A 21,250-nucleotide genomic window follows, 5' to 3' on the forward strand; every position below is an offset into this window, starting at 1 on the left:
GGCGCCACGCCCGACGTATCCGCGGGCGCTCCGCGCCCGCGCGCCCGTCACGGACGCCCTTCGACCGCGCGCTCCGCCGGCGGCAGGTGCTCGAGCAGGTAGCGCGTGAGGAGCTCGACCGTCGGATACTCGTAGGCCAGCGTCGACGGCACCGGCTGGCCGGTGCGCGCGGACAGCTCGTGGCGCAGATCCACCGCCATGAGCGAGTCCATCCCGAGCTCGCGCAGCGGGAGATCCGTGGGGATGTCGCTCGCGTCCGGCAGCAGCAGGACCGCCGCCACGTCGGCCCGCACGGCGGCCTCGACCGCCGCCGTCCGCGCCTCGGCGGGGAGCGCCAGCAGCCGCTCGACCCACGGCGTCGGCGTCTCGGGCGCGCGCTCCGCCGCGGCGGCGCCCTCCAGCGCCGCGCCCGCGTCCTCCAGCGCCGCGCCGTCGCCCGCCGCCGCGATGAGCCTGGCCGTCGCGGCGATGACCTTGGCCGCCGCGGCGACGCCGTCGCGCGCCATCGGGACGCCGTCGAGGAGCAGCGCGCTCGGGCGCGGAGGGGCCGGCGCGACCTCGCGGCGCGGCGCCCGCGGCTCGGGCGACGGGCTGAGCCAGTACCGCTGCCGCTGCCAGGGATACGTCGGCAGCGCGACGAAGCGCCCCTCCGGATAGAGCCGCTGGAAGTCCACGGCGGCGCCGCAGGCGTACAGCGCCCCGACCGACTGCATCAGGCACCGGAGCTCGTCCTTCCCCCGGCGCAGCGTCGGGATGGCGTGCCCCTCGATCGCCGACGCGGCGAGGCACCGCTCCAGGTAGGTGGCGAGCACCGGCTGCGGCGCCACCTCCAGGAAGGCGCGGTGCTGCTCGGCGATCGCGGCCTCGACGGCGCGGGCGAGCTGCACCGGCTCCCGCATGTTCCTCGCCCAGTACACCGCGTCGAGCTCCCCGCCGGACACCCGCGCTCCGGTCACGGTGCTGTACATCGGCAGCGACGCGCGCCGCCGCTCGATCGGGCCGAGCGCCGCGATGAGCTCGCCCGCGAGCGGCGTCATCTGCGGCGAGTGGAACGCGTAGTCGACGTTCAGCGAGCGGCACGCCACGCCCTGCTGCCCGAGGCGCTCCACGAGCTCCGCGAGCGCTGGCGCCTCGCCCGACAGCACCACCGAGCCGGGATCGTTGATCGCGGCGACGCAGAGCCGGTCCTCGACCCCCTCGAGCGCGCGGGCCGCGTCCGCGGCGCTCAGCGACACGGAGGCCATCTTCCCGCCGCCGGTCGCGCGCTGCATGATCCGCCCGCGGATCACCGCGAGCCGGGCCGCCTCCTCCAGGCTCAGCACGCCGGCCACGTACGCGGCGGCGATCTCGCCGACGCTGTGCCCGATCACCGCGTCGGGCGCGATGCCCCACGAGCCGAGGAGCGCCGACAGCGCGACCTGGATGCCCAGGATCGCCGGCTGGGCCACCTCGGTCTCGTCGAGGCGCGCGCTCGCCTCCGGCGCGGCGAGCTCGTTCACGAGCGAGAACGGGGCGTGCTGCTTCACGACCGCGTCGACCGCCTCGAGCGCCGCCCGGAAGACGGGCTCGGTCGCGAGGAGCGCGCGCCCCATGCCCACCCACTGCGATCCCTGCCCCGAGAACACGAACGCGAGCCGGGTCCGCGACGCCGGGCTGGCCCGGCCCTTCGCGATCCCGGGGCGCGACGCGCCGGAGGCGAGCGCCGCGAGCGCGTCGGCCAGCTCCTCCGTGGAGCGGGCCACGACCGCCGCGCGGTGCTCGTGGTGGCTCCGCCGGACGGCCGCCGTGGCGGCGATGTCGTGCACGCTCGCCGCGCCGTCGCGCGGCGCCTCGGTCAGGTGGCGGTGGTACGCCTGCGCCAGCGCGACGAGCGCGCCCGGGCTGCGGGCCGAGAGCGGCACCACGACGGCGGATCGCCGCTCGCCTGCGACGGCGGCCGTGGCCTGCACGGGCGCCTCCTGCAGGACGACGTGCGCGTTGGTGCCGCTCAGCCCGAACGAGCTCACGCCGGCGATGCGGGGCTTGCCCCCCGCCGCCCAGGGCAGGCTCTGCGTGGGGATGACGAACGGGGTCCCGGCGAGATCGATCCTCGGGTTCAGCGTCCGGTAGTGCTGGTTGGCCGGGATGACCCCGTGCTCCATCGCGAGCACCGCCTTGATCAGCCCCGCCACCCCGGCCGCGGCCTCCAGGTGCCCGATGTTCGACTTGACCGCGCCGAGCGCGCACACCGAGCCGTCCTCCCGGGGCTGCCCGAGCACGCCGGCGAGCGCCTCCACCTCGATGGGATCGCCCAGCGAGGTCCCGGTCCCGTGGGTCTCGACGTACCCGACGTCCGCGGGCGAGACGCGGGCGCTCTGCAGCGCCTGCCGGAGCATCGCCTGCTGCGCGAGGAGGTTCGGCGCGGTGAGCCCGGAGGAGCGGCCGTCCTGGTTGACCGCCGATCCGCGGATCAGCGCGAGGACGCGGTCGCCGTCCGAGAGCGCGTCGGACAGGCGCTTGAGCACCACGACGCCGCACCCCTCGCCGCGGACGAAGCCGTTCGCGCGCGCGTCGAACGTCTTGCAGCGCCCGTCCGGCGAGAGCGCCTGGAGCTGCTCGATGAGCCGCGTGATGAGCTGCGACAGGATGAGGTTGACCCCGCCGGCCAGCGCGAGCGTGCTCTCCCCGGCGCGCAGGCTCTGGCAGGCGAGGTGGACCGCGACGAGCGACGACGAGCACGCCGTGTCCACCGCGAGGCTCGGCCCCTCGAGCCCGAGCGAGTAGGACAGCCGCCCGGCCGGGAAGCAGTGGCCGTTGCCCGTCGCGGCGTACGCGTCCTGCTCCTCCGGCGCCCCCGCGGCGCTGAGCAGCTGGTAGTCGTTCGTGGTGATGCCGACGAAGACGCCGGTGCGCGTCCCCGCCAGCCGATCGGCGGCGATGCCGGCGTGCTCCAGCGCCTCCCAGGCCACCTCGAGGAGCAGGCGCTGCTGCGGATCCATCTTCACGGCCTCGCGCGGCGAGATCCCGAAGAACTGCGCGTCGAACCTGTCGACTTCCTTCAGGAAAGCGCCCCAGGGCAGGACGTCGTACCCGGGCGGATCGAGCGCGAAGCGCCCGGGCGGCGCCTCGGACACGGCGTCGACGCCCGCCTCGAGCAGGCGGAAGTAGCGCTCCGGATCGTCCGCGCCGCCGGGGAAGCGGCAGCCCATGCCGATGATCGCGATCGGCTCGGCCTTCTCGCGCTCGTACGCGCGGAGCTTGGCCTCGAGCTCCTTCATGGCGGTCGCCGCCTTGAGCAGGCGTGAGAGGTAATCGTCTTCGGATATGGCGGAGGTGTTCATCGTCTCTCGCTCCCCAGGATCTCGTCCTGGCCGTTGTTCACGCGGTTCAGTGATTCATCGATGAACGCGAGGATCTCCTCCCGGCTGAGCTGCGCCGGAGGCGCGGCGCCGTCCTGCGCCGCGCTCGACGCCATCGGCGACGCTGCCGGCGCGGGCGGCGCGTCCGGCGCCGGCAGGTCCATCCTGTCGATCAGGTGCTGCGCCAGCGACGCCACCGTCGGGTAGGTGAACAGCAGCGCGACCGAGAGCCTGATCCCGAGGCTCGCCTCGAGGCGGTTGCGCAGCTCGAGGCCCATGAGCGAGTCGACGCCCAGGCTGCGGAACGTCGCCGCCGCGTCGACCATGGATGGGCCGAGGTGGATGACGCGCCCGAGCTCCTCCTTGAGGTGCCCTTCGAGGAGCCGCGTGCGCTCCGCGGGCTCCGCCTCGATCAGCGCCTCGCGGAAGCGCAGCGCGCGGCCCGCATCAGGCGTCTCGCGCGCCCTGCTCCGCTCCGCCTGCCGCAGCTCCGACAGGAAGGGAGCGCCCGCTGCGCTCGGGTAGAACTCCAGCCACTGGCGCAGATCCAGCCGGAGCACCGCGATCTGCGCCGGCGCCCCCTCGAGCAGCCGTCCCAGCGCCTCGAGCCCCTGCGCCGGCGTGAAGCCGCCGACGCCGCGGTGCGTGAGGCGGTCCCCGAGCCCCCGCGCCGCGACGCCGCCAGCCTCGGAGAACATGCCCCAGTTGATGGACAGCGCCGGGAGGCCGAGCGCGCGGCGGTGGTGCGCGAGCGCGTCGAGGAACGCGTTGGCCGCGGCGTAGCTGCCCTGCCCCGAAGGCCCGAGCAGCGAGGCGGCGGACGAGTACATCACGAAGAGGTCCAGCCCGCGGCCGCGCGTCGCCTCGTGCAGGTTCCACGCGCCCTGCACCTTGGGCGCCATCACCCGCCGGAAGCGCTCCGCGTCGAGCGAGAGCGTCGTGGCGTCCTCGAGCACCATGGCCGCGTGCACGACCCCGCGCAGCGGCGGCATCTGCGCGTCGATCTCGGCGAGCACCCTGGCCACGTCGTCGGGCCGCGACACGTCGCCGCGGAGCGCCAGCACCCGGGCCCCGTTCGCCTGCATGGCGTCGATCGCCGCCCGCGCCGCCTCCGGCGCGCCGCTCCGGCCGACGAGCGCGACGTGGCGGGCGCCCTGCGCGATCAGCCACTCGGCCAGGCCGAGCCCGAGGCCCCCGAGCCCGCCGACGATCAGGTACGTGCCGTCCGCGCGCACGCCCGGCCGAGCCGGCGCCCCGCCGGCCCCGCGCTGCGCCGCGGCCGCGCACGCGGCGAAGGAGCTCCTCGCGAGGCGCGCCACGTACCGCCCGTCCGCGCGCAGCGCGATCTGGTCCTCTGCGTCGCCCGCGGAGATCGCGCCGAGCAGGGCGCGCGCGGCCTCGTCGGCGGCCCAGGCCGGGTCGAGATCCACGCGCGTGCAGCCGAGCTCCGGGTGCTCCATGGCGAGGGTGCGCCCGAGCCCCCAGAGCGGCGCCTGCGCCACGGACAGCGGCGAGCCCCCGGCCCCCGCGGGCTGCGCCCCGCGCGTGACGAGCCACGCCGGCGGCGGGTCGCGCCACCGGCGCTGGACGACCGCCTGCGCCAGGTAGAGCGCGCTCAGGCTCCCCAGGCGCTGATCCGCCTCGAGCGTCGCCGCGGTCGTGGCGTCCGCCGCGGTCGCGTCCAGGCTGAAGAGGTGCACCACCCCGCGGCACGCCGCGTCGCCCCCGAGCGCGTCGTGGAGCAGCGCGCGGTAGCCCTCGGGATCGGCCGAATCCACCTCGAAGAGCGCCGGCTCGACGCGGCGGTAGCGCGCGCCCGCGACGACCCGCACGCACGCCTCCCCTCGCCCCTCCAGCAGCGACGCCAGGGCCGCCCCCGCGCCGCCGCGATCCATGAAGATCACCCAGGCGCCCGCGGACGGCGCGGCCGCCGTCGCCGGCGCTCCCTGGAGATCGCCGGCCCGGCGCCAGTCGAGCGCGATCAGCCACTCCTCCGCGGGATGGCGCCCGGCGAGCGCGCCGGCAGCGAGCCGCTGCGCGCGCAGCCCCAGGACCTCGGCGACGACCTGCCCGTCGTCCTGGAGGATCCGGAGATCCCCCGCGGGCGGCCCGGCCTCCCCGGCCTCGCGCGGGCGCAGGCACGCGTGCACCCACGCCGTCCGGGTGGGGCGCCGGTGGACCCGCACGAGCTCGACCCCCACCGGGACCAGCGCGCCGTCGCCGGCTCGCCGCGCATCCTCGGCGAGGAGCAGCCGCGCCAGCACCTGGAAGCAGGCGTCCAGCAGGGCGGGGTGGAGCCGGTACGCGGACGACGCCACGCCGTCCGGCGCGCGCACCCGGCCGAGCGCCTCGCGCTCGCCGAGCCAGAGCTGCTCCAGGCCCTGGAAGCTCGCGCCGTACTGGATCGAGATCGCGCTCATCCGCTCGTAGTGCTCCGCGGCCGACACGGCCGCCGGGCAGCGCGCCCGGATGTCACCGATGTCGCCCGCCTCCTCGCGCGGCGGCGCCGCCGGCCCGGCGCCGCCGGGCGGCGGCGCGAGCACGCTGCCGGCGGCGTGGCGCGTCCAGCCGCCGCCCTCGTCGTCCCGCGTGAACACCTGGAACGAGGCGCGGCCCGCGCCGTCCTCGACGAGCGCGACGTGGACCGCCCGCGCCCCCGCCTCCGGGAACGCCAGCATGCGCTCGAACGTCACGTCCTCGACCGCGTGCGCCCCTTCGCCGTGGACCTCCGCGGCCGCGGCGAGCGCCATCTCGAGGTAGGCCGCGCCGGGCAGGACGATCTCGCCCTCGACCCGGTGGTCCGCCAGGTAGGCCAGCGCCTCGTCGGGGCTCAGGTCCCGCTCCCAGAAGCGCGCGCCGGGCTGGGTGGCGACCGAGAACGACGCGCCGAGGAGCGGGTGCGCCGCCGCCTCGCCGCGCGCCTGTCGCGGCCTCCGGGGCGCGCCGGGCGGCCGCGCGCCGGCGTCGATCCAGTGCCGCTCGCGCTCGAAGGGGTAGGTCGGCAGCGGGACGCAGCGGGCCCGCGCGGGGAACAGGCGCGCCCACGGCACCGGGTAGCCGCGCGCGTAGAGCGTCGCGAGCGACTCCAGCAGCACGCGCCGCGACCCCTGATCCCGGCGCAGCGACGGCACCGCCGCCCCGCCGTGGTCGCCATGGCGCAGCGCCTCCTCGACGGCGGGGAGCAGCACCGGGTGCGGGCTCATCTCCACGAAGGTCGCGCGGCCGCCCTCGAGCAGCTCCTCCACCGCCTGGCAGAACAGCACGGGCTCCCGCAGGTTCCGCGCCCAGTAACCGGCGTCGAGCGCCTCGTCGTCGCACCAGCCGCCGGTCACCGTCGATCGCATCGCCACGCGGGGCGGCCCCGGCGCGATCTCGCGGAGCGCCTCGAGGAGCTCGCCGCGGAGCGGCTCCACCTGCGGGCTGTGCGACGCGACGTCCACCTTGATCTGCCGGCAGAAGACGCCCTGCCCCGAGAGCGCCGCGAGCACCTCCTCCAGCGCCTCCGGCGCGCCGGCCAGCACCGTGGATCGCGGGCTGTTGCTCGCCGCGACCGACAGCCTGTCCCGGTGGCCGGCGATCGCCGCCTCGGCCTGCTCCAGCGGCAGCTCCACGACCGCCATCGCCCCGCGCCCGCTCAGCCGGCGCAGCAGCCTGCTCCGGCGGCAGATGACCCGCGCCGCGTCGTCCAGGCTCAGCGCCCCGGCGACGTGCGCGGCCGCCACCTCGCCCATGCTGTGGCCGACCACCGCGTCGGGCTCCACGCCCCACGACCGCCACAGCGCCGCGAGCGCGACCTCCATCGCGAACAGCGCCGGCTGGACGACGTCGATCTGCCCGAGCCGCGAGCGGCCCTCGTCGGCGCCCAGCTCGTCGAGGAGCGACCACCCGGCCTCCCGCCGGATCGCCGCGTCGCACGCCTCGATCGCCTCGCGGAACACCGGCTCGCTCGCGAGCAGATCGCGCCCCATGCCCAGCCACTGCGACCCCTGGCCCGGGAACACGAACACCACCTTCGGCCGCTGCTCCGCGCTCGCCTGGCCGCGCGCGAGCCCCGGGCGCTCCCCGCCGCCCGCGGCCGCGTCGAGCAGCTCGCGCAGCTCCTCGCGCGAGCGCGCCACCGCCGCGAGGCGGTGCTCGTGGTGCCCGCGCCGGACCGCCGCGGTGTAGGCGACGTCCCGGAGCGACAGCGCCCCGTCGGCCAGGAAGTCCCGGTACGACCGCGCCAGCGCCAGGAGCGCCCCCGGGCTGCGCGCGGACAGCGGGACGACGACCGCGGGCGCGTCCGCCTCGTCGCCCGCGGCCGCGTCGCCCGCGGCCGCGTCTGCCGGCGGGCGCGGCGCCTCCTCCAGCACGGCGTGGGCGTTGGTTCCGCTCATCCCGAACGAGCTCACCCCCGCCAGCCGGCGCCGCGCCCCCGGCCGCCACGGGACGGGCTCGGTCGGGATGACGAACGGCGTTTTGTCCAGCGATATCCGTGGGTTGAGCGCCTTGAAGTGCAGGTTCGCCGGGATCGCTTCGCGCTGCAGCGCGAGCACCGCCTTGATGACGCCCGCGACCCCGGCGGCCGCCTCGAGGTGCCCGATGTTCGTCTTCACCGCCCCGAGGACGCAGGTGGAGCCGTCCTCGCGCGGCCCGCCGATCACGTCGGACAGCGCCTCCATCTCGACCGGATCGCCGAGCGGCGTCCCGGTCCCGTGCGCCTCGATGTACCCGAGGTCCGCGGCGGAGACGCCGGCGCTCTCCAGCGCCTGCCGCAGGAGGGCCTTCTGCGCGAGGACGCTCGGCGCCGTCAGGCCCGTGGAGCGGCCGTCCTGGTTCACGGCCGAGCCGCGGATCAGCGCGAGCACGGGGTCGCCGTCGGCGAGCGCGTCCGAGAGCCGCTTCAGCACGAGCATCCCGCAGCCCTCGCCGCGCACGAAGCCGTTCGCCTGGGCGTCGAACGTCTTGCAGCGCCCGTCGACGGAGAGCGCCTGCGACGCGGCGAGCGCCTGCGTCAGCCACGGCGCGAGCATGAGGTTGACGCCTCCCGCCACGGCGAGCGAGCTCTCCCCGGCGCGCAGGCTCTGGCAGGCGAGGTGGATCGCGACGAGCGACGACGAGCACGCCGTGTCCACGGCCATGCTCGGGCCCTGCAGCCCGAGGACGTAGGACAGCCGCCCGGCCGGGAAGCAGTGCCCGGTGCCAGTGATGGCGTACATGTCCAGCGCCGCGTCCCCTGCCGCGCAGACCCGGTCGTAGTCCGTCATCACGACGCCCACGAACACCCCGGCCCGCGTCCCCGCGAGCCGCTCCGGCGGCTGCCCCGCGCGCTCCAGCGCCTCCCAGGTCACCTCGAGCAGCAGGCGCTGCTGCGGGTCCATGCTCTTCGCCTCGCGCGGCGTGATCCCGAAGAAGCGCGCGTCGAAGAGGTCCACGTCCTTCACGAACGCGCCCCAGCGCGCGGCGCGCTGCTCGGCCCCGCCGTCGCCGAGCTCCGGCGCTTCGAGGGGCCACCGCGCCGCCGGGACCTCGGTCACCGCGTCGCGCTTCTGCTCGAGCAGCTCCCAGAACGCCTCCGGGGTCGCGGCGCCGGGGAAGCGGCACGCCATCCCGATGATCGCGATGGGCTCGGTCCTCGCGCGCGCCTCGGCGTCGAGCTTCGCCTGCAGCTTCTTGATGGTGAGGAGCGCCTGCTTGACGACAGGCAGAGGTTCGCTGCTCATCCGACCGGCCCTCCCGCGACGGACAGGATGCTCTGGAGCAGCAGCTCCTCGGCCCTGTCGTCCGACATGCCCGCGATCTCTTCCTCGAGGCCCGACAGCGGATCGGGCGGCGCGGCGGCGCCTCCGCCCTCGGGTACGCGCCGCGCCGCCTCTCCCGGGCCCGGCGCGGGCCCGAGCTCGCGCAGCAGGTGGTCGCCGAGGGACGCGACGTCGCCGTAGGTGAACAGCAGCGCGGCCGACAGCTTGAGCCCCGTGCTCGACTCCAGCCGGTTCCGGAGCTCGATGGCCATCAGCGAGTCGAGGCCGAGGCTCCTGAACGGCGCGAGCCGCGGGATGCGGGACGCGTCCTGGCGCAGGCTCTTGCCGAGCTCCTCGCGCACGTGCTGCTCCACGACGGCCGCGCGGCGCTCGGGCCGAGCGCCCTCCAGCGCCGCCTTCAAGCGCGACGGCGTCGGCGCCGCCGCCTCGGGGCCGCGGTCCTCGCGCAGCAGCTCCGACAAGAGCGGCGCGCCCGCCGCGCTGGGATAGAACTCGACCCACTGGCGCAAGTTCAGGTCGATCGCCCCGATCTGGGCCAGATCGGCGGCGAGCACCCGCTCCAGCACCTCCGCGCCCTGCGCGGGCGTGAAGCTGCCGATCCCCCGGTGCGACGGCCGCGCCGCCGGGCGCTGCTGCTCCGCGTCCGGACCGCGCGCCGCGAGATCGCCCCAGTGGATGCTCAGCGCCGGGAGGCCGCTCGCGCGCCGGTGCTGGGCGAGCGCGCCGAGGAACGCGCTCGCCGCCGCGTCGGCCGCCTGTCGGGGATAGCCGATCAGCGACGCGCCGGACGCGTACAGGACGAAGAGGTCAAGCCCTCGCGCGCGCGTCGTCATGGCGTGCAGGTTCCACGCGCCCAGCGCCCTCCGGACCAGCCCGTCGCGGAGGCGCGCCGCGTCGATCTCCAGCGCGCCTCCGTCCTCGAGCGCCTCGGGCGCGAGGAGGATCCCCCGGAGCGGGGGCGCGCTCCGATCGAGCTCCGCCAGCACCCTGGCCACGTCGTCGGGCCGCGCCACGTCGGCGCGCAGGACCCGCACCGCGGCGCCCGCCTCCTCGAGCGCCTCCCTGGCGCTGGCCCAGGCCGGCGTGAGGGTGTCGTCCTCGGCGACGAGCGCGAGGTGGCGGGCCCCTTGCGCGACCATCCAGGCGGCCACCGAGATCGCGACGTCTCCGAGGCCTCCGGCGATCAGGTACGAGCCCTCGCCGTCGAGGCGCGCGCACCCGCCCGCGAGCAGCTCCGGCGCGGCGCGCGAGAGGCGCGCCACGTGGCGACCGCTCGGGCGGAGCGCGACATCGCCCTCGCCGTCCGTCGACTCGAGCTCTCGCAGCAGCGCGAGCGCTTCCTCCATCACGTCCGCGCCCACGTCCGCGCCCCCGCCGTCTGGCCGCAGATCGACGCGCGCGCACCCGAGCTCCGGCTGCTCGACCGCCAGCGTCCGGCCGAGCCCCCACAGCGGCGCCTGCGTCACCGACACGGCCGCGGAGCCCGCGCCCACCGCCTGGGCTCCGCGCGTCACCAGCCAGAGCTTCGGCGTGTCGCGCCACCCCATGTGCACCAGCGCCTGCGCGAGGCGCAGCGCGCTCGGCGCGCCGAGCGCCTGATCCGCGGCGATCGCCTCCGCCGTCGTCTCCTGCGCCGCGGCGTCGAGGCTCCACAGGTGCAGCGCGCCGCGCGGTGAGGGCTGGCCGGCGAAGGCCTCGCGGAGCGCCGCGTGGATCGCGCCGGGATCCGACGGGTCGGCGGAGTAAAGGTCCGGCCCGAGGCGCGCGTACCGGTCGCCCGCCACGATCCGCACGCACCGCTGGCCTCGCTCGCGCAGCAGGGACGCGAGCGCGTCGGCCGTCCCCCCGCGGTCGCTGAGCAGCACCCAGGCGCCGGGCGGCAGCGCGCGCAGCGCCTCGGGCGCGTGGTCCTTCGGCCGCCAGGCGACGCCGTAGAGCCACGCGTCGGCGGCGCGGCGCTGCGCCGGCGCGCGCGGGGAGAGCCGCCGGAGGCGCAGCCCCTCGGCGTCCGCCACGACCTGCCCCGCGTCGTCGAGCAGGCGCAGATCCAGCGTGACCTCGCCGGCCTCGCCGCCCTCTCCGGAGCGCAGCCGGCCGTGCGCCCAGAGCGCCGCTCCCGGCTCCTGCTGGAGGACGCGCAGGCGCTCCAGCGCGACCAGCACCGTCACGGCGCCGCCTTCCGGCGCCGCGGCGAGGTCGAGCAGCCCTGCCGCGACCTGAAAGCACGCGTCGAGCAGCGCGGGGTGCACGCGGTAGGCGGCCGCCTCCTCGCCCAGCGCTCCCGGCATGCGCACGCGCCCGAGCACCTCCCCCTCGCCGATCCAGAGCTGCTCCACGCCCCGGAAGCTCTCGCCGAACGACAGCCCCGCCGCGCCGAGGCGCTCGTAGTGCTCCGCCCCGCCGATGATCGCGCGCGAGCACCGCGCCTGGATCGCCCGCGGCGGCTCGCCGCTCGGCGCCGCGCCCGCGGGCCCCTCGCGCCACCGCAGCCTCCCGGCCGCGTGCCGGGCCCAGGCTCCGCCCTCGAGGCTCGACACGGCGAACGCCGCCTCCCCGGCGCCGTCCTCCGTGACGACGAGCTGGGCTCTCCGCCCGCCCTCCGGCGGCAGCACGAGCATCCGCTCGAACACGACCGCCTCGATCGCCACCTCGGCGGCGCCGCGCAGCTCGGCTGCCGCCGACAGGGCCATCTCCACGAAGGCGGCTCCCGGCAGCACGACGTCCTGCTGAAGGCGGTGATCCGCCAGGTAGGGCAGCCGATCGACGCCGATCTCCTGCTCCCAGAAATGGGTCTCCGGCTGCATCGACGAGGTGAGGCGGCGGCCGAGGAGCGGGTGCCCGAGCTCCGCGCCGCGCGTCGCCGCGGCGCGGGCCGGGGCCCGAGGCGCGCTGTCGTCGATCCAGTACCGCTCGCGCTGCCACGGGTAGCTCGGCAGCCGGACCACGCGGCCGCCGTCAGGGAACAGCCGCCTGAAGTCCGCCGGGTGGCCGTGCGCGTACACGGCCCCGAGCGCCGCGAGGATCGTCCGCCGCTCCTCGTGGCCGCGGCGCAATGAGCCGAGGGCCACGCCCTCGTGCCCCCCGTCGCGCAGCCCCTCCTCGATCGCCGGCACGAGGATCGGGTGCGGGCTCATCTCCAGGAACAGCGCGTGGCCGTCCCTGGCGAGGCGCGACACCGCCGGCGAGAACAGCACGGGATCCCGCAGGTTGCGGGCCCAGTAGGCCGCGGTGAGCTCGGGGCCCTGGCCGAGCTCCCCCGTCACCGTCGAGACGATCGGCACCAGCGCGGCGGCCGGCGCCACGTCCGCCAGCGCCTCCCGGAGCGCGTCGAGCAGAGGCTCCACGTGCTGGCTGTGCGAGGCCACGTCCACCTTGATCCAGCGCCAGAAGACGCCGCGCCGCTCGAGCCCGGCCACGATGTCCTCCAGCGCGCCTCGGTCTCCGGACAGCACCGTGGACCTCGGGCTGTTGCTCGCCGCCACCGAGGCGCGATCCTCGTGGCCGCGGAGGGCGCGGGCCGCCTCGGCGAGCGGCAGCTCGACGAGCGCCATGGCGCCGCCCGCGCTCAGCTGCCCGAGGAGCCGGCTGCGGCGGCAGATGACGCGCGCCGCGTCCTCCAGCGAGAGGGCCCCCGCGACGTGCGCCGCCGCGACCTCGCCCATGCTGTGGCCCACCACCGCGTCGGGCTCGACCCCCCACGAGCGCCACAGCGCCGCGAGGGCCACCTCCACCGCGACCAGCGCGGGCTGCACGACGTCGATCCGGTGCAGCCGCGAGCGCCCCTCGTCGGCGCCGAGCTCCTCGAGGAGCGACCAGCCGAGCTCGCGCCGGATCGCCTCGTCCCACGCCGCGAGCGTCGCCCGGAAGACCGGCTCGGCCTCCGCGAGCGCGCGCCCCATCCCGACCCACTGCGAGCCCTGGCCCGGGAAGACGAAGGCGATCTTCGGCCGCCTCCCCGGGCTCCGCTCGCCGCGGGCGACGCCCTCGCGCGGCTCGCCTCGCAGGAAGGCGTCGAGCAGCTCGGCGAGCTCCTCTCGCGATCGGGCCACGACCGACGCGCGGCAGTCGTGGTGGCTGCGCCGGACGCCCGCGGTGTAGGCGAGATCGCGGAGGCTCGGGCCCTCCTCCGCCGGCGTCTGGCGGACGAGGTCTCGGCACGCCTCCGCCAGCGCCGCCAGCGCCTCGGGCCGGTGCGCCGACAGCGGCACGAGCTGCGGCGGCTCCTCTCCGGCCGGGTCGAGCGCTTCCCAGCGCACCGGTCCGGCCGGGTGGAGCGCTTCCCAGCGCACCGGCTGGCCGGCGGCGTGGAGCGCCCCGAGCGACTCGAGCAGCACGGCGCGCTCGTCCTCGCCCCGGCGGAGGGCAGGCAGGACGATCGCGTCCCGGCCCGCATGCTCGGCGCACGCCTGGATCGCGCGGCTCGCCATCGGGGCGGGGCTGACCTCGAGGAAGGTCGCGTATCCTTCCCGCACCAGCTGCGACACCGCGTCGGCGAAGAACACCGGCTCGGCGAGGTTCCGCACCCAGTGCTCGGCGTCGAACCGCGCGCCGTCGAGGAGCGAGCCGGTCACGCCGGAGGCGATCGGCACCGACGCCGGGCCGGGCCTCACCCCGCGCAGGCATTGGAAGAGCTCCTCCCGAAGGGCGTCGATCTGCGCCGTGTGCGGGGCGACCTCGATGTGCACGCGGCGGCAGAAGACGCCCTGCCGGGAGAGCGCCGCGAGGAGCTCGGAGAGCGCCTCCGGGTCCCCTGCCAGGACCGTCGACGCCGGGCTCTCGCGCACCGCGCGGCACAGGCGCCCCTCGTGGCCGGAGAGCGCCCGTCCGGCGTCCTCCCACGACAGGGCCACGAGCCCCATGGCGCCGCGGCCGCGGAGCCGCGCGATCAGCCGGCTCTGCTCGCAGGTCACCAGGATGGCGTCCTCGAGGCTCAGCACGCCGGCGACGTGCGCCGCCGCGCACTCCCCGACGCTGTGCCCCACCACGGCGGCGGGCTCGACGCCCCACGAGCGCCACAGCGCCGCGAGCGCGACCTCGACGGAGACGATGGCGGGCACGGACACGTCGATCGCGTCGAGCCACGCCCCGCCCTGGCCCGCCGAGAGGAGCGCGAGCAGCGACCAGCCCAGGTGCTCCTGGATGATCGCGTCGCACCGCTCCACGACCGCCCGGAACACGGGCTCGCGGTGGAGGAGCGATCGGCCCATCCCGGCCCACTGCGAGCCCTGGCCGGGGAACACGAAGACCGGCCTCGGGCGCTGATCAGGCCGCGCATGGCCCACCGACAGCCCCGGCCTCAGCTCGCCCGCGAGGTACCCTTCGAGCAGCCCCCGGAGCTCGCCAGGCGAGCGCGCCGCCGCCGCGAGCCGGTGCGGCTCGTCGCTCGAGCGCGCCGCCGCCTCACGGCACATCCTCGAGAGGGGCGCGAGGTCTCCAGACGCCGCGAGGTCGTCGAGGACCTCCCCGGCGAGCGCGCGCAGGGCGCCGGGGCTCCCGGCAGAGAGGGGGAGCAGCTCCGCCCGGGAGGGCCACGGCGCCTCGAGCACGACATGGCAGTTCGTCCCGCCGATGCCGAACGAGCTGACCCCCGCGAGTGCAGGCCTGTGCGGCTCGGGCCAGGCGCCGAGCGCGCGCTGCACCGCGAGGCGGAGATCGTCGAACGGAATATGAGGGTTCGGCGTCTCGAAATGGAGGCTCGGCGGCAGCTCCCGGTGCTTGAGACAGAGCGCCACCTTGATGAGCCCGGCCACGCCCGCCGCGGACTCTAGGTGACCGATGTTGGTCTTCACCGATCCGAGGAGGAGCGGCCTCTCCGCCGGACGGCCCGCGCCGAGCACCGCGCCGAGCGCCCTGGCCTCGATGGGATCGCCGAGCAGGGTCCCTGTCCCGTGCGCCTCCACGTAATGGACCGCGGCCGGATCGACGCCGGCGCGCGCGTAGGCCGCCCGCAACAGCGCCTCCTGGGCGGCGGGGTTGGGCGCGGTCAGGCCGTTGCTGGCTCCATCGTTGTTGACCGCGCTGCCGCGGATGACGCAGTAGATGGGGTCCCCGTCGCGAATGGCCTGCGCGAGGGGCTTGAGCGCGATCACGCCGCCTCCCTCCCCCCGGACGTACCCGCTCGCGCGCGCGTCGAAGGTGAAGCACCGCTCCCCCGGCGACAGCGCGCCGAACTTGGCCACCCCGATCGTGCTCTCCGGGATGATGTTCAGGTTCACGCCGCCGGCGAGCGCGAGCGTCGATTCACCGCGACGGAGGCTCTCGCACGCGAGGTGGACCGCCACGAGCGAGGCGGAGCACGCCGTGTCCACCGAGAGGCTCGGCCCCTCCAGGCCGAGCGCGTACGAGACGCGGTTGGCCACGATGCTGTGGTGGAAGCCGATCGCCGAATGCTGGGTCAGGGCCTCGGGCCCGGCGCGGTGGACCAGCATTCCATAGTCCATCCAGGCCACCCCGAAGAACACGCCGGTCCGGCTTCCCTTGAGCTCCCCGGCGGCGAGCCCCGCGTCCTCCAGCGCCTCCCAGGACAGCTCGAGCATGAGCCTTTGCTGGGGGTCCATGTGGACTGCCTCTCTCGGGGAGATCCCGAAGAACTGCGGATCGAACTGGTCGATCTGGTCCAGGAACCCGCCGGAGCGGGTATTCATCTTGCCTGGCGTCGAGATGTCGGCGTCGAAGAGCGCGTCCGGATCCCACCGCGACCGCGGCGCCTCCGCGATCGCGTCCACCCCCTCGCGGAGCAGCCGCCAGAAGGCGGCGGGGCTCGGGGCCCCGGGGAAGCGGCAGGCCACGCCGACGATCGCAATCGGCGCTGCCTCGTCTGCCGCGGCGATCGCCGGCGGCAAGCGCGGGGCCGCGGGCGACGCGCCCGCTGGCGCGGCGAGATGGCGCGCCAGGGCGTCCGGGGTCGAGTGCTCCCAGATCAGGAGGGGTGATAGAGGGCGGCCGACCATCCGCGAGAGCTCGTCGATAAGGACAGCAGCGCCCTGCGAGTCGATTCCATAACGACTGAATTGTTCGTTAGCATTCACGACCCGCGGGTCGACGCCCCGCGTCGTCGCAATGCGATCGACGAGCCAATCCCGGATGAGCTCCGTTGTGCGGGCCACAATTTGTACTTGCATGTGGATGCCTCGGTTTCGGGCAGCAAGTGGATGACTGTTCGGCGCAAGACGCTCGGAACGGACTGCAAAGCCAGGCGCGAGCAAGGCAGACGCTATCCCCGGGACGGTGCTACCCCCTCAGCGCCACGCAATGGCCGCCCCCGCTCGCTTCTCCAATGATCTTGTCCCGCAATCCAGATAGCGGCCACTCAATATCGAACGAAGCAGTGCAATAGCGCACAGAGTAAAGACATTTTATCTAAGGGAGTCGGCGTGTAGGTGGAAGGCGCCAAACAGAAGCGACCATGAGTGTCACTTGCCTGACTGGTCGCAGCTCGCGGTCTCTGGGCGCGGGGCTCCACGACGCGCGCCGCCCCTGCGCTCGACGGCGCGGCGCCTGAGGGCGCACGATTCCGACTTCAGAATGGATGAATTTTCGCGACTCAGGCGCAACAGGGGAGATTGGGCGCGTGCGGCGCGGCGCCGGTCAGGCGGCGCAGCAGGGTGAAGAGCCAGGGCTACCGCGGGCGCGGCGCCGCATCGTTATCGAGACGCCGGTCAGGCGGCGCAGCAGGGTGAAGAGCCAGGGCTACCGCGGGCGCGGCGCCGCATCGTTATCGAGACGCCGGTCAGGCGGCGCAGCAGGGTGAAGAGCCAGGGCTACCGCGGGCGCGGCGCCGCATCGTTATCAAGGCGCCGGGCGACCGCGGCGCAGCAGGGTGAAGAGGTCAGGCTACCGCGGAGCCAGCGGCGCAGCGCCGGTGGTCGGATTCGCCTGGAGAACGCCGTTGCTGGCCGCAGGGCTGCCCGGGCGTGCTGGCATCTTGTTCTTGCTGTCGCCGGCCCTCATCGCATAACTGATGCCGCTCGCCAGCGTGCCCAGGGTAACGATACCGTCCAAACTGGATTCCAGATCCACGAGCGTTCGCGCCACGGCCGGGCTGATGCCGGTGAGCACCACGCGAGCCCCGAGCAGCCGCGCCGCTCGAGCGGCGCTCACGAGCGCATTGGCAACCTGGGTGTCCACGAAGCGAACGCCGGTGATGTCGAGGATGGCGGTGTGGGCGCTCTGCTGGGCGATCCCATCGAGCAGCGTCTCGAGGATCTCGCGGGCCCGCATGCTATCGATGGTCCCCACGAGCGGCATCGCGAGCACCCCCGGCCCGAGCGGCACGAGCGGCGTCGACAGCTCGCGGATCGCGGCCTGCTGCGCCCTGATCACCTGCTCCTTCATCGACAGGCGATCGAGCTCCAGGCGTTTGAGGTCGGTGAGGTCCGTGACGAAGGCGCCCACCCCGAGCGGCGCGCCCTTCGTATCGTAAATGGGAAACTTGATGGTGTAGAAGTAGCGGGTCCCGCCCGGATCCGGCAGCTCCTGCTCGTATTCGAGGGGCTTGCCGCTGGACATGACCTCCACCTCTTCCGCGATCATCTTCTCGGCGATCTCCGGGGGGAAGATATCGCGCTCGCTGAGGCCGAGGGCTTGCTCGGGCGTCATCTGCTGGTATTGCGCCGCGAGCTTGCTGATCGCCACGTAACGATGCTCGAGGTTCTTGATGAAGAAGATATTCGGGGCGTGATTGACGAGGGCGACGAGGTAGTCATAGCCGTGCTGCCCGATGCTCGGGGAGACGACACGCTCCTCGACGCCAGCCCTCGACTCGTTGCGCGGCGCCGACTCCAGCTCCGCGACGCGGCCGCGGAGGCGCGCGATCTCGGCCTTGAGCTCGTCGACGTTCGCCTCCGCCGCGATCGCCTCCTCGCCGGAGGGAGATGGAGCTCCCGCTGCTGACTCCGTACGCTCCCCCAACGGCCCTTCTGTCATCGGCGAGCTCTCCCGTCCGTCCATGTGTAGACGTAGCGCGGAGTGCTATGGCTGAGCAAGGCCTCTCCCTGCGTCTGAAGGCGCTTACCTTATCGCAGCACCTGATACACTCGTTCCTGGGTCGCAAGCGGAGCTCGCCCGCGGACGCCGCTGGCTGAGCAGCCCAGGCGATCTCGGCCGCAGCGAGGTCGCAGGCTAAAATGAGCCTGCGACGACCAGGTGGGCCAGCGACCGCCGTCAAGCGAGCGCTGGCGCCCACCTTTTCCTGGAGGATCGAGGTTCGTCCCCGATCCAGGCACCTGGACGCGACCGGGGACGGAGCTTCTATCGCTTCCGCGAGCAGCTTGGTTGTGGGCGGGGCGCGCCTTGCGCTCGTACGCTCGCAGAGGAATGCGAGGGATTCAGGGGCGCGCCCCCGGGGGCGGGGGCCTCACTCGTCGATCACGAACTCCACGCGTCGGTTCTTCGCCCGGCTCGCGTCGTCGTCGCCCTCCGCGAGCGGCTTGTCCGGGCCAAAGCCCTCCGCCGTGAGCCGGCCGGGGCTGACGCCCTTCTGGATGAGGTAGTTCCGGACCGTGTCCGCGCGCTGCTGGCTCAGCTCGAGGTTCAGCTCGCGCGTGCCGGTCTCGTCGGTGTGCCCCTCGACCCGCACGCGCTCGATCTCGGGGTTCGCCTTCATGACGAGCGCCACCTGATCGAGCGTCTTGTACGACTCCGGCTCGAGCTCGGCCGACCCGGTACGGAAGCGGATGGTGTCCCGCATCACGAACTCGCCCTGCTCGTACGTGACCCGCGGATCGCCCTTGTCCGGGCAGCCGTCGTCGTCCTCGACGCCGTTGATCGTCTCCTTCTCGTCCGGGCACTCGTCGTCCGCGTTCGGCACGCCGTCCTGATCGTCGTCGGCGTCCTCCTCGGGGCAGCCGTCGCTGTCGTAGTCGGCGTCGCGATCCTCGGGGACGTCGGGGCACTTGTCGCGCTCGTCGTCGACGCCGTCATGGTCGCCGTCGTGCGAGGTCGGCGTGTACTTCACGCCCGCGAACACGCGGAAGATCGGCACGCCGTAGCCGGCCAGCGCGCCGATGCCCGGGCCCGCGACGATCTCCCACTCCTCGCTCGGGTTGATCTTCACGTAGCCGAGCGCCTCGAGCGGCGTCTCCTCCACCGCCATGTTGTCCGCGGCGAGGCCGATGCCGCCGTTCGCCTCGGCGCCGATCTCGACCTTCCCGTCGATGCCGCCGAAGCGGTAACCGAGCGCCGCGGCGTACGTCAGCTCGCTCGCCGCCTCGACGTTCGCGTACGTCGTCTCCTCGCGGATCGCGACGCCCGCGTTGACGCCGAAGCGCAGCCCGGGCGCGAAGCGGTGATCGAGCACGATGCGCGGCCAGAACACGACGTTGCGCGCGCCGCCCGAGAAGTCACCCGTGTGCGTGGGCACGCGCAGCTCGGCCACGAGGGCGAGGCCGATGGAGTCGCGGTCGTCGAGCAGGCGCAGCTTCGGCACGAGCCGGATGTCGCCGAGGCCCCCGAACGACGGCGAGCCCTCCCCCGACTGCGCGAGGAAGAACGGGATGTCGAGGCCGAGCGCGAACGGCTCGGCGATCGTGACCGAGGCCATCAGGTCCGCGCCCAGGCGGCCGCTCACGATCTGGGTGCGCACGTCGCCGTCGCCCGTCGCGACGATGAGCGGGTTGCGCGCGTAGTTGAGGAGCAGCCCGAGCTCCCACGGGTCCGCGGGCTCGCGGACGCCGGAGCCCTCGGTGACGACGAAGGCGTCGTGCGTGACGGCGGGCTTGAAGCGCTCGATGTCGATGTCCGTCTCCTGCGCCGACGCGCTCGTCGCGGCGGCGAGGACGGTGCAGGCGATGGCGGCGGTGATCGGTGCGCGCATGGGTCTCCTGTTCATCGGTCAGCCCCGGTGCCGCGGCGCGGGCGCCGGCGGAAGGCGAGCGCGAGCCCGCCCACGGCGAGCAGCGAGAGGGCGCCCCCGCCGAACGGCGCGGGCCCGGCGGTGCAGGCGCAGGCGCCGCCCTGGACAGCGTCGCCCGCCTCGAGGTCCGGCTCGCCGGGCCCGCCCGCGCCGCTCGACGCCGCGCCCTCGACGCAGCGCCCGGTCGGCGCGCAGCGCTCGTCCGCGCCGCACTGGACGCCGCCCAGCGAGCACGGGCCGCACTGCCCGGCCGCGCACACGAGGTCGCCGCATTCGTCGTTCGACGAGCAGGTGCCCGAGGGCGTGGGGACGCACCGGTAGTCGGGCGAGCAGTCCTCGTCCGCGTCGCAGTCGGCGTCGTCGGTGCACGACACGGGCAGCACGCAGTCGCCCTCGACGCAGACGCCCGCGCCGGCGCAGTCCGCGTCGCGGGTGCAGCCGGAGGGCGGCACGATCACGTCGGGCACGCGGTCGTCGTCCGTGTCGTCCGGCACGCACGAGGCGGAGATGCCGATGTCGAGATCGCCCGGCCCGACGCCCGCCGCGTCGGTCACCGACCTGAAGTACAGGTTCGCCTCGCACGCCGCGCTGACGCCCGCGATGGTGAGATCGATCGACCCCTGCGCGTACCCGTGCCTCCCGTCGCCGATCAGCAGCGGGTCGACGTCGGTCCCGGCCTCGGTCGCGACCTGCATCTCGTTGACCGTGAGAGGCTCGTACATCCCCGACGCGGCGAAGGACCAGACCCCCGAGAGCGTGCCGTCGCCCTTCACGCCGAGCACGACCTCGTAGCCGCCCATCGACGCGTCGGCCGTGAAGCGCGCGTCGATCTCCGGCGCCCGGGCCGTGCCGCCGGTCCCCCGGTTCTTGTCGGCGTCGATGAACACGAAGAGCGTGACCTCGCCGCCGATCGCGGTCGTCTCCGACACGTACCCGCGCGCCCAGAGCCGCCCGGCGTCGGCGATCGCGTAGGCGGTGCGGAAGTCGATCGACCGCTCCGGCTGCGCGAAGGTCGCCTCGCCGTCGCCCGCGACGTCCTCGTCGCCGTACGGCCAGCGCGGCTCCCCGGTCTGGTCGATCGCGACGACCTCGTCGAGCACCGGCGTCGTCCGCCCGCCGGTCCACGTCTGAGCGGCCGAGCTCTTCGGGACGAGCGCGACGGCGAGCGCCGCGCCCAGAGCCAGCGGCGCCGCGAACGAACGCCCCCTCACCCACCCCTCTGTGTGATGTGCCATGGCGGCGAGCATCCTCGCACAGGTCGCTGCAACCCTTACAAATGAAAGGCGATTTGCGCCCATGGTGCGCAGGGGTACGCGCCC

The 21,250-nt window shown here is 74.8% G+C and carries 6 protein-coding genes; all 6 read right to left on the minus strand.

Annotated features, from left to right (window positions below; all coding sequences use genetic code 11):
* Positions 1 to 47: 47 nt before the first annotated feature.
* The 6 genes from WME89_RS37950 to WME89_RS37975 all read right to left on the minus strand — a co-directional run bounded on the left by WME89_RS37950 (position 48) and on the right by WME89_RS37975 (position 21,166).
* Positions 48 to 3,320, minus strand: coding sequence for a type I polyketide synthase (locus WME89_RS37950; RefSeq protein WP_438004486.1), 3,273 nt, complete (start codon positions 3,318 to 3,320; stop codon positions 48 to 50).
* The gene (locus WME89_RS37955; RefSeq protein WP_438004487.1) at positions 3,317 to 9,040 is read right to left on the minus strand and encodes a type I polyketide synthase; all 5,724 of its coding nucleotides are present in this window, start codon (positions 9,038 to 9,040) and stop codon (positions 3,317 to 3,319) included. The genes WME89_RS37950 and WME89_RS37955 overlap by 4 nt, the downstream gene beginning before the upstream one ends.
* The gene (locus WME89_RS37960) at positions 9,037 to 16,200 is read right to left on the minus strand and encodes an acyltransferase domain-containing protein (protein ID WP_438004488.1); all 7,164 of its coding nucleotides are present in this window, start codon (positions 16,198 to 16,200) and stop codon (positions 9,037 to 9,039) included. The genes WME89_RS37955 and WME89_RS37960 overlap by 4 nt, the downstream gene beginning before the upstream one ends.
* A 712-nt stretch (positions 16,201 to 16,912) precedes the next feature.
* Positions 16,913 to 17,989 carry a PAS domain-containing protein gene (locus WME89_RS37965; protein WP_438004489.1) on the minus strand — a complete coding sequence of 359 codons (1,077 nt, stop codon included), beginning with the start codon at positions 17,987 to 17,989 and terminating at the stop codon, positions 16,913 to 16,915.
* Positions 17,990 to 18,434: 445 nt separating this feature from the next.
* Positions 18,435 to 19,892, minus strand: coding sequence for an OmpA family protein (locus WME89_RS37970; RefSeq protein WP_438004490.1), 1,458 nt, complete (start codon positions 19,890 to 19,892; stop codon positions 18,435 to 18,437).
* Between the two features lie 11 nt (positions 19,893 to 19,903).
* The gene (locus WME89_RS37975) at positions 19,904 to 21,166 is read right to left on the minus strand and encodes a hypothetical protein (RefSeq protein WP_438004491.1); all 1,263 of its coding nucleotides are present in this window, start codon (positions 21,164 to 21,166) and stop codon (positions 19,904 to 19,906) included.
* Between the last annotated feature and the right edge of the window lie 84 nt (positions 21,167 to 21,250).

This window comes from Sorangium sp. So ce321 (assembly GCF_051530195.1).
In the GTDB taxonomy this organism is placed as follows: Bacteria; Myxococcota_A; Polyangia; order Polyangiales; family Polyangiaceae; genus Sorangium.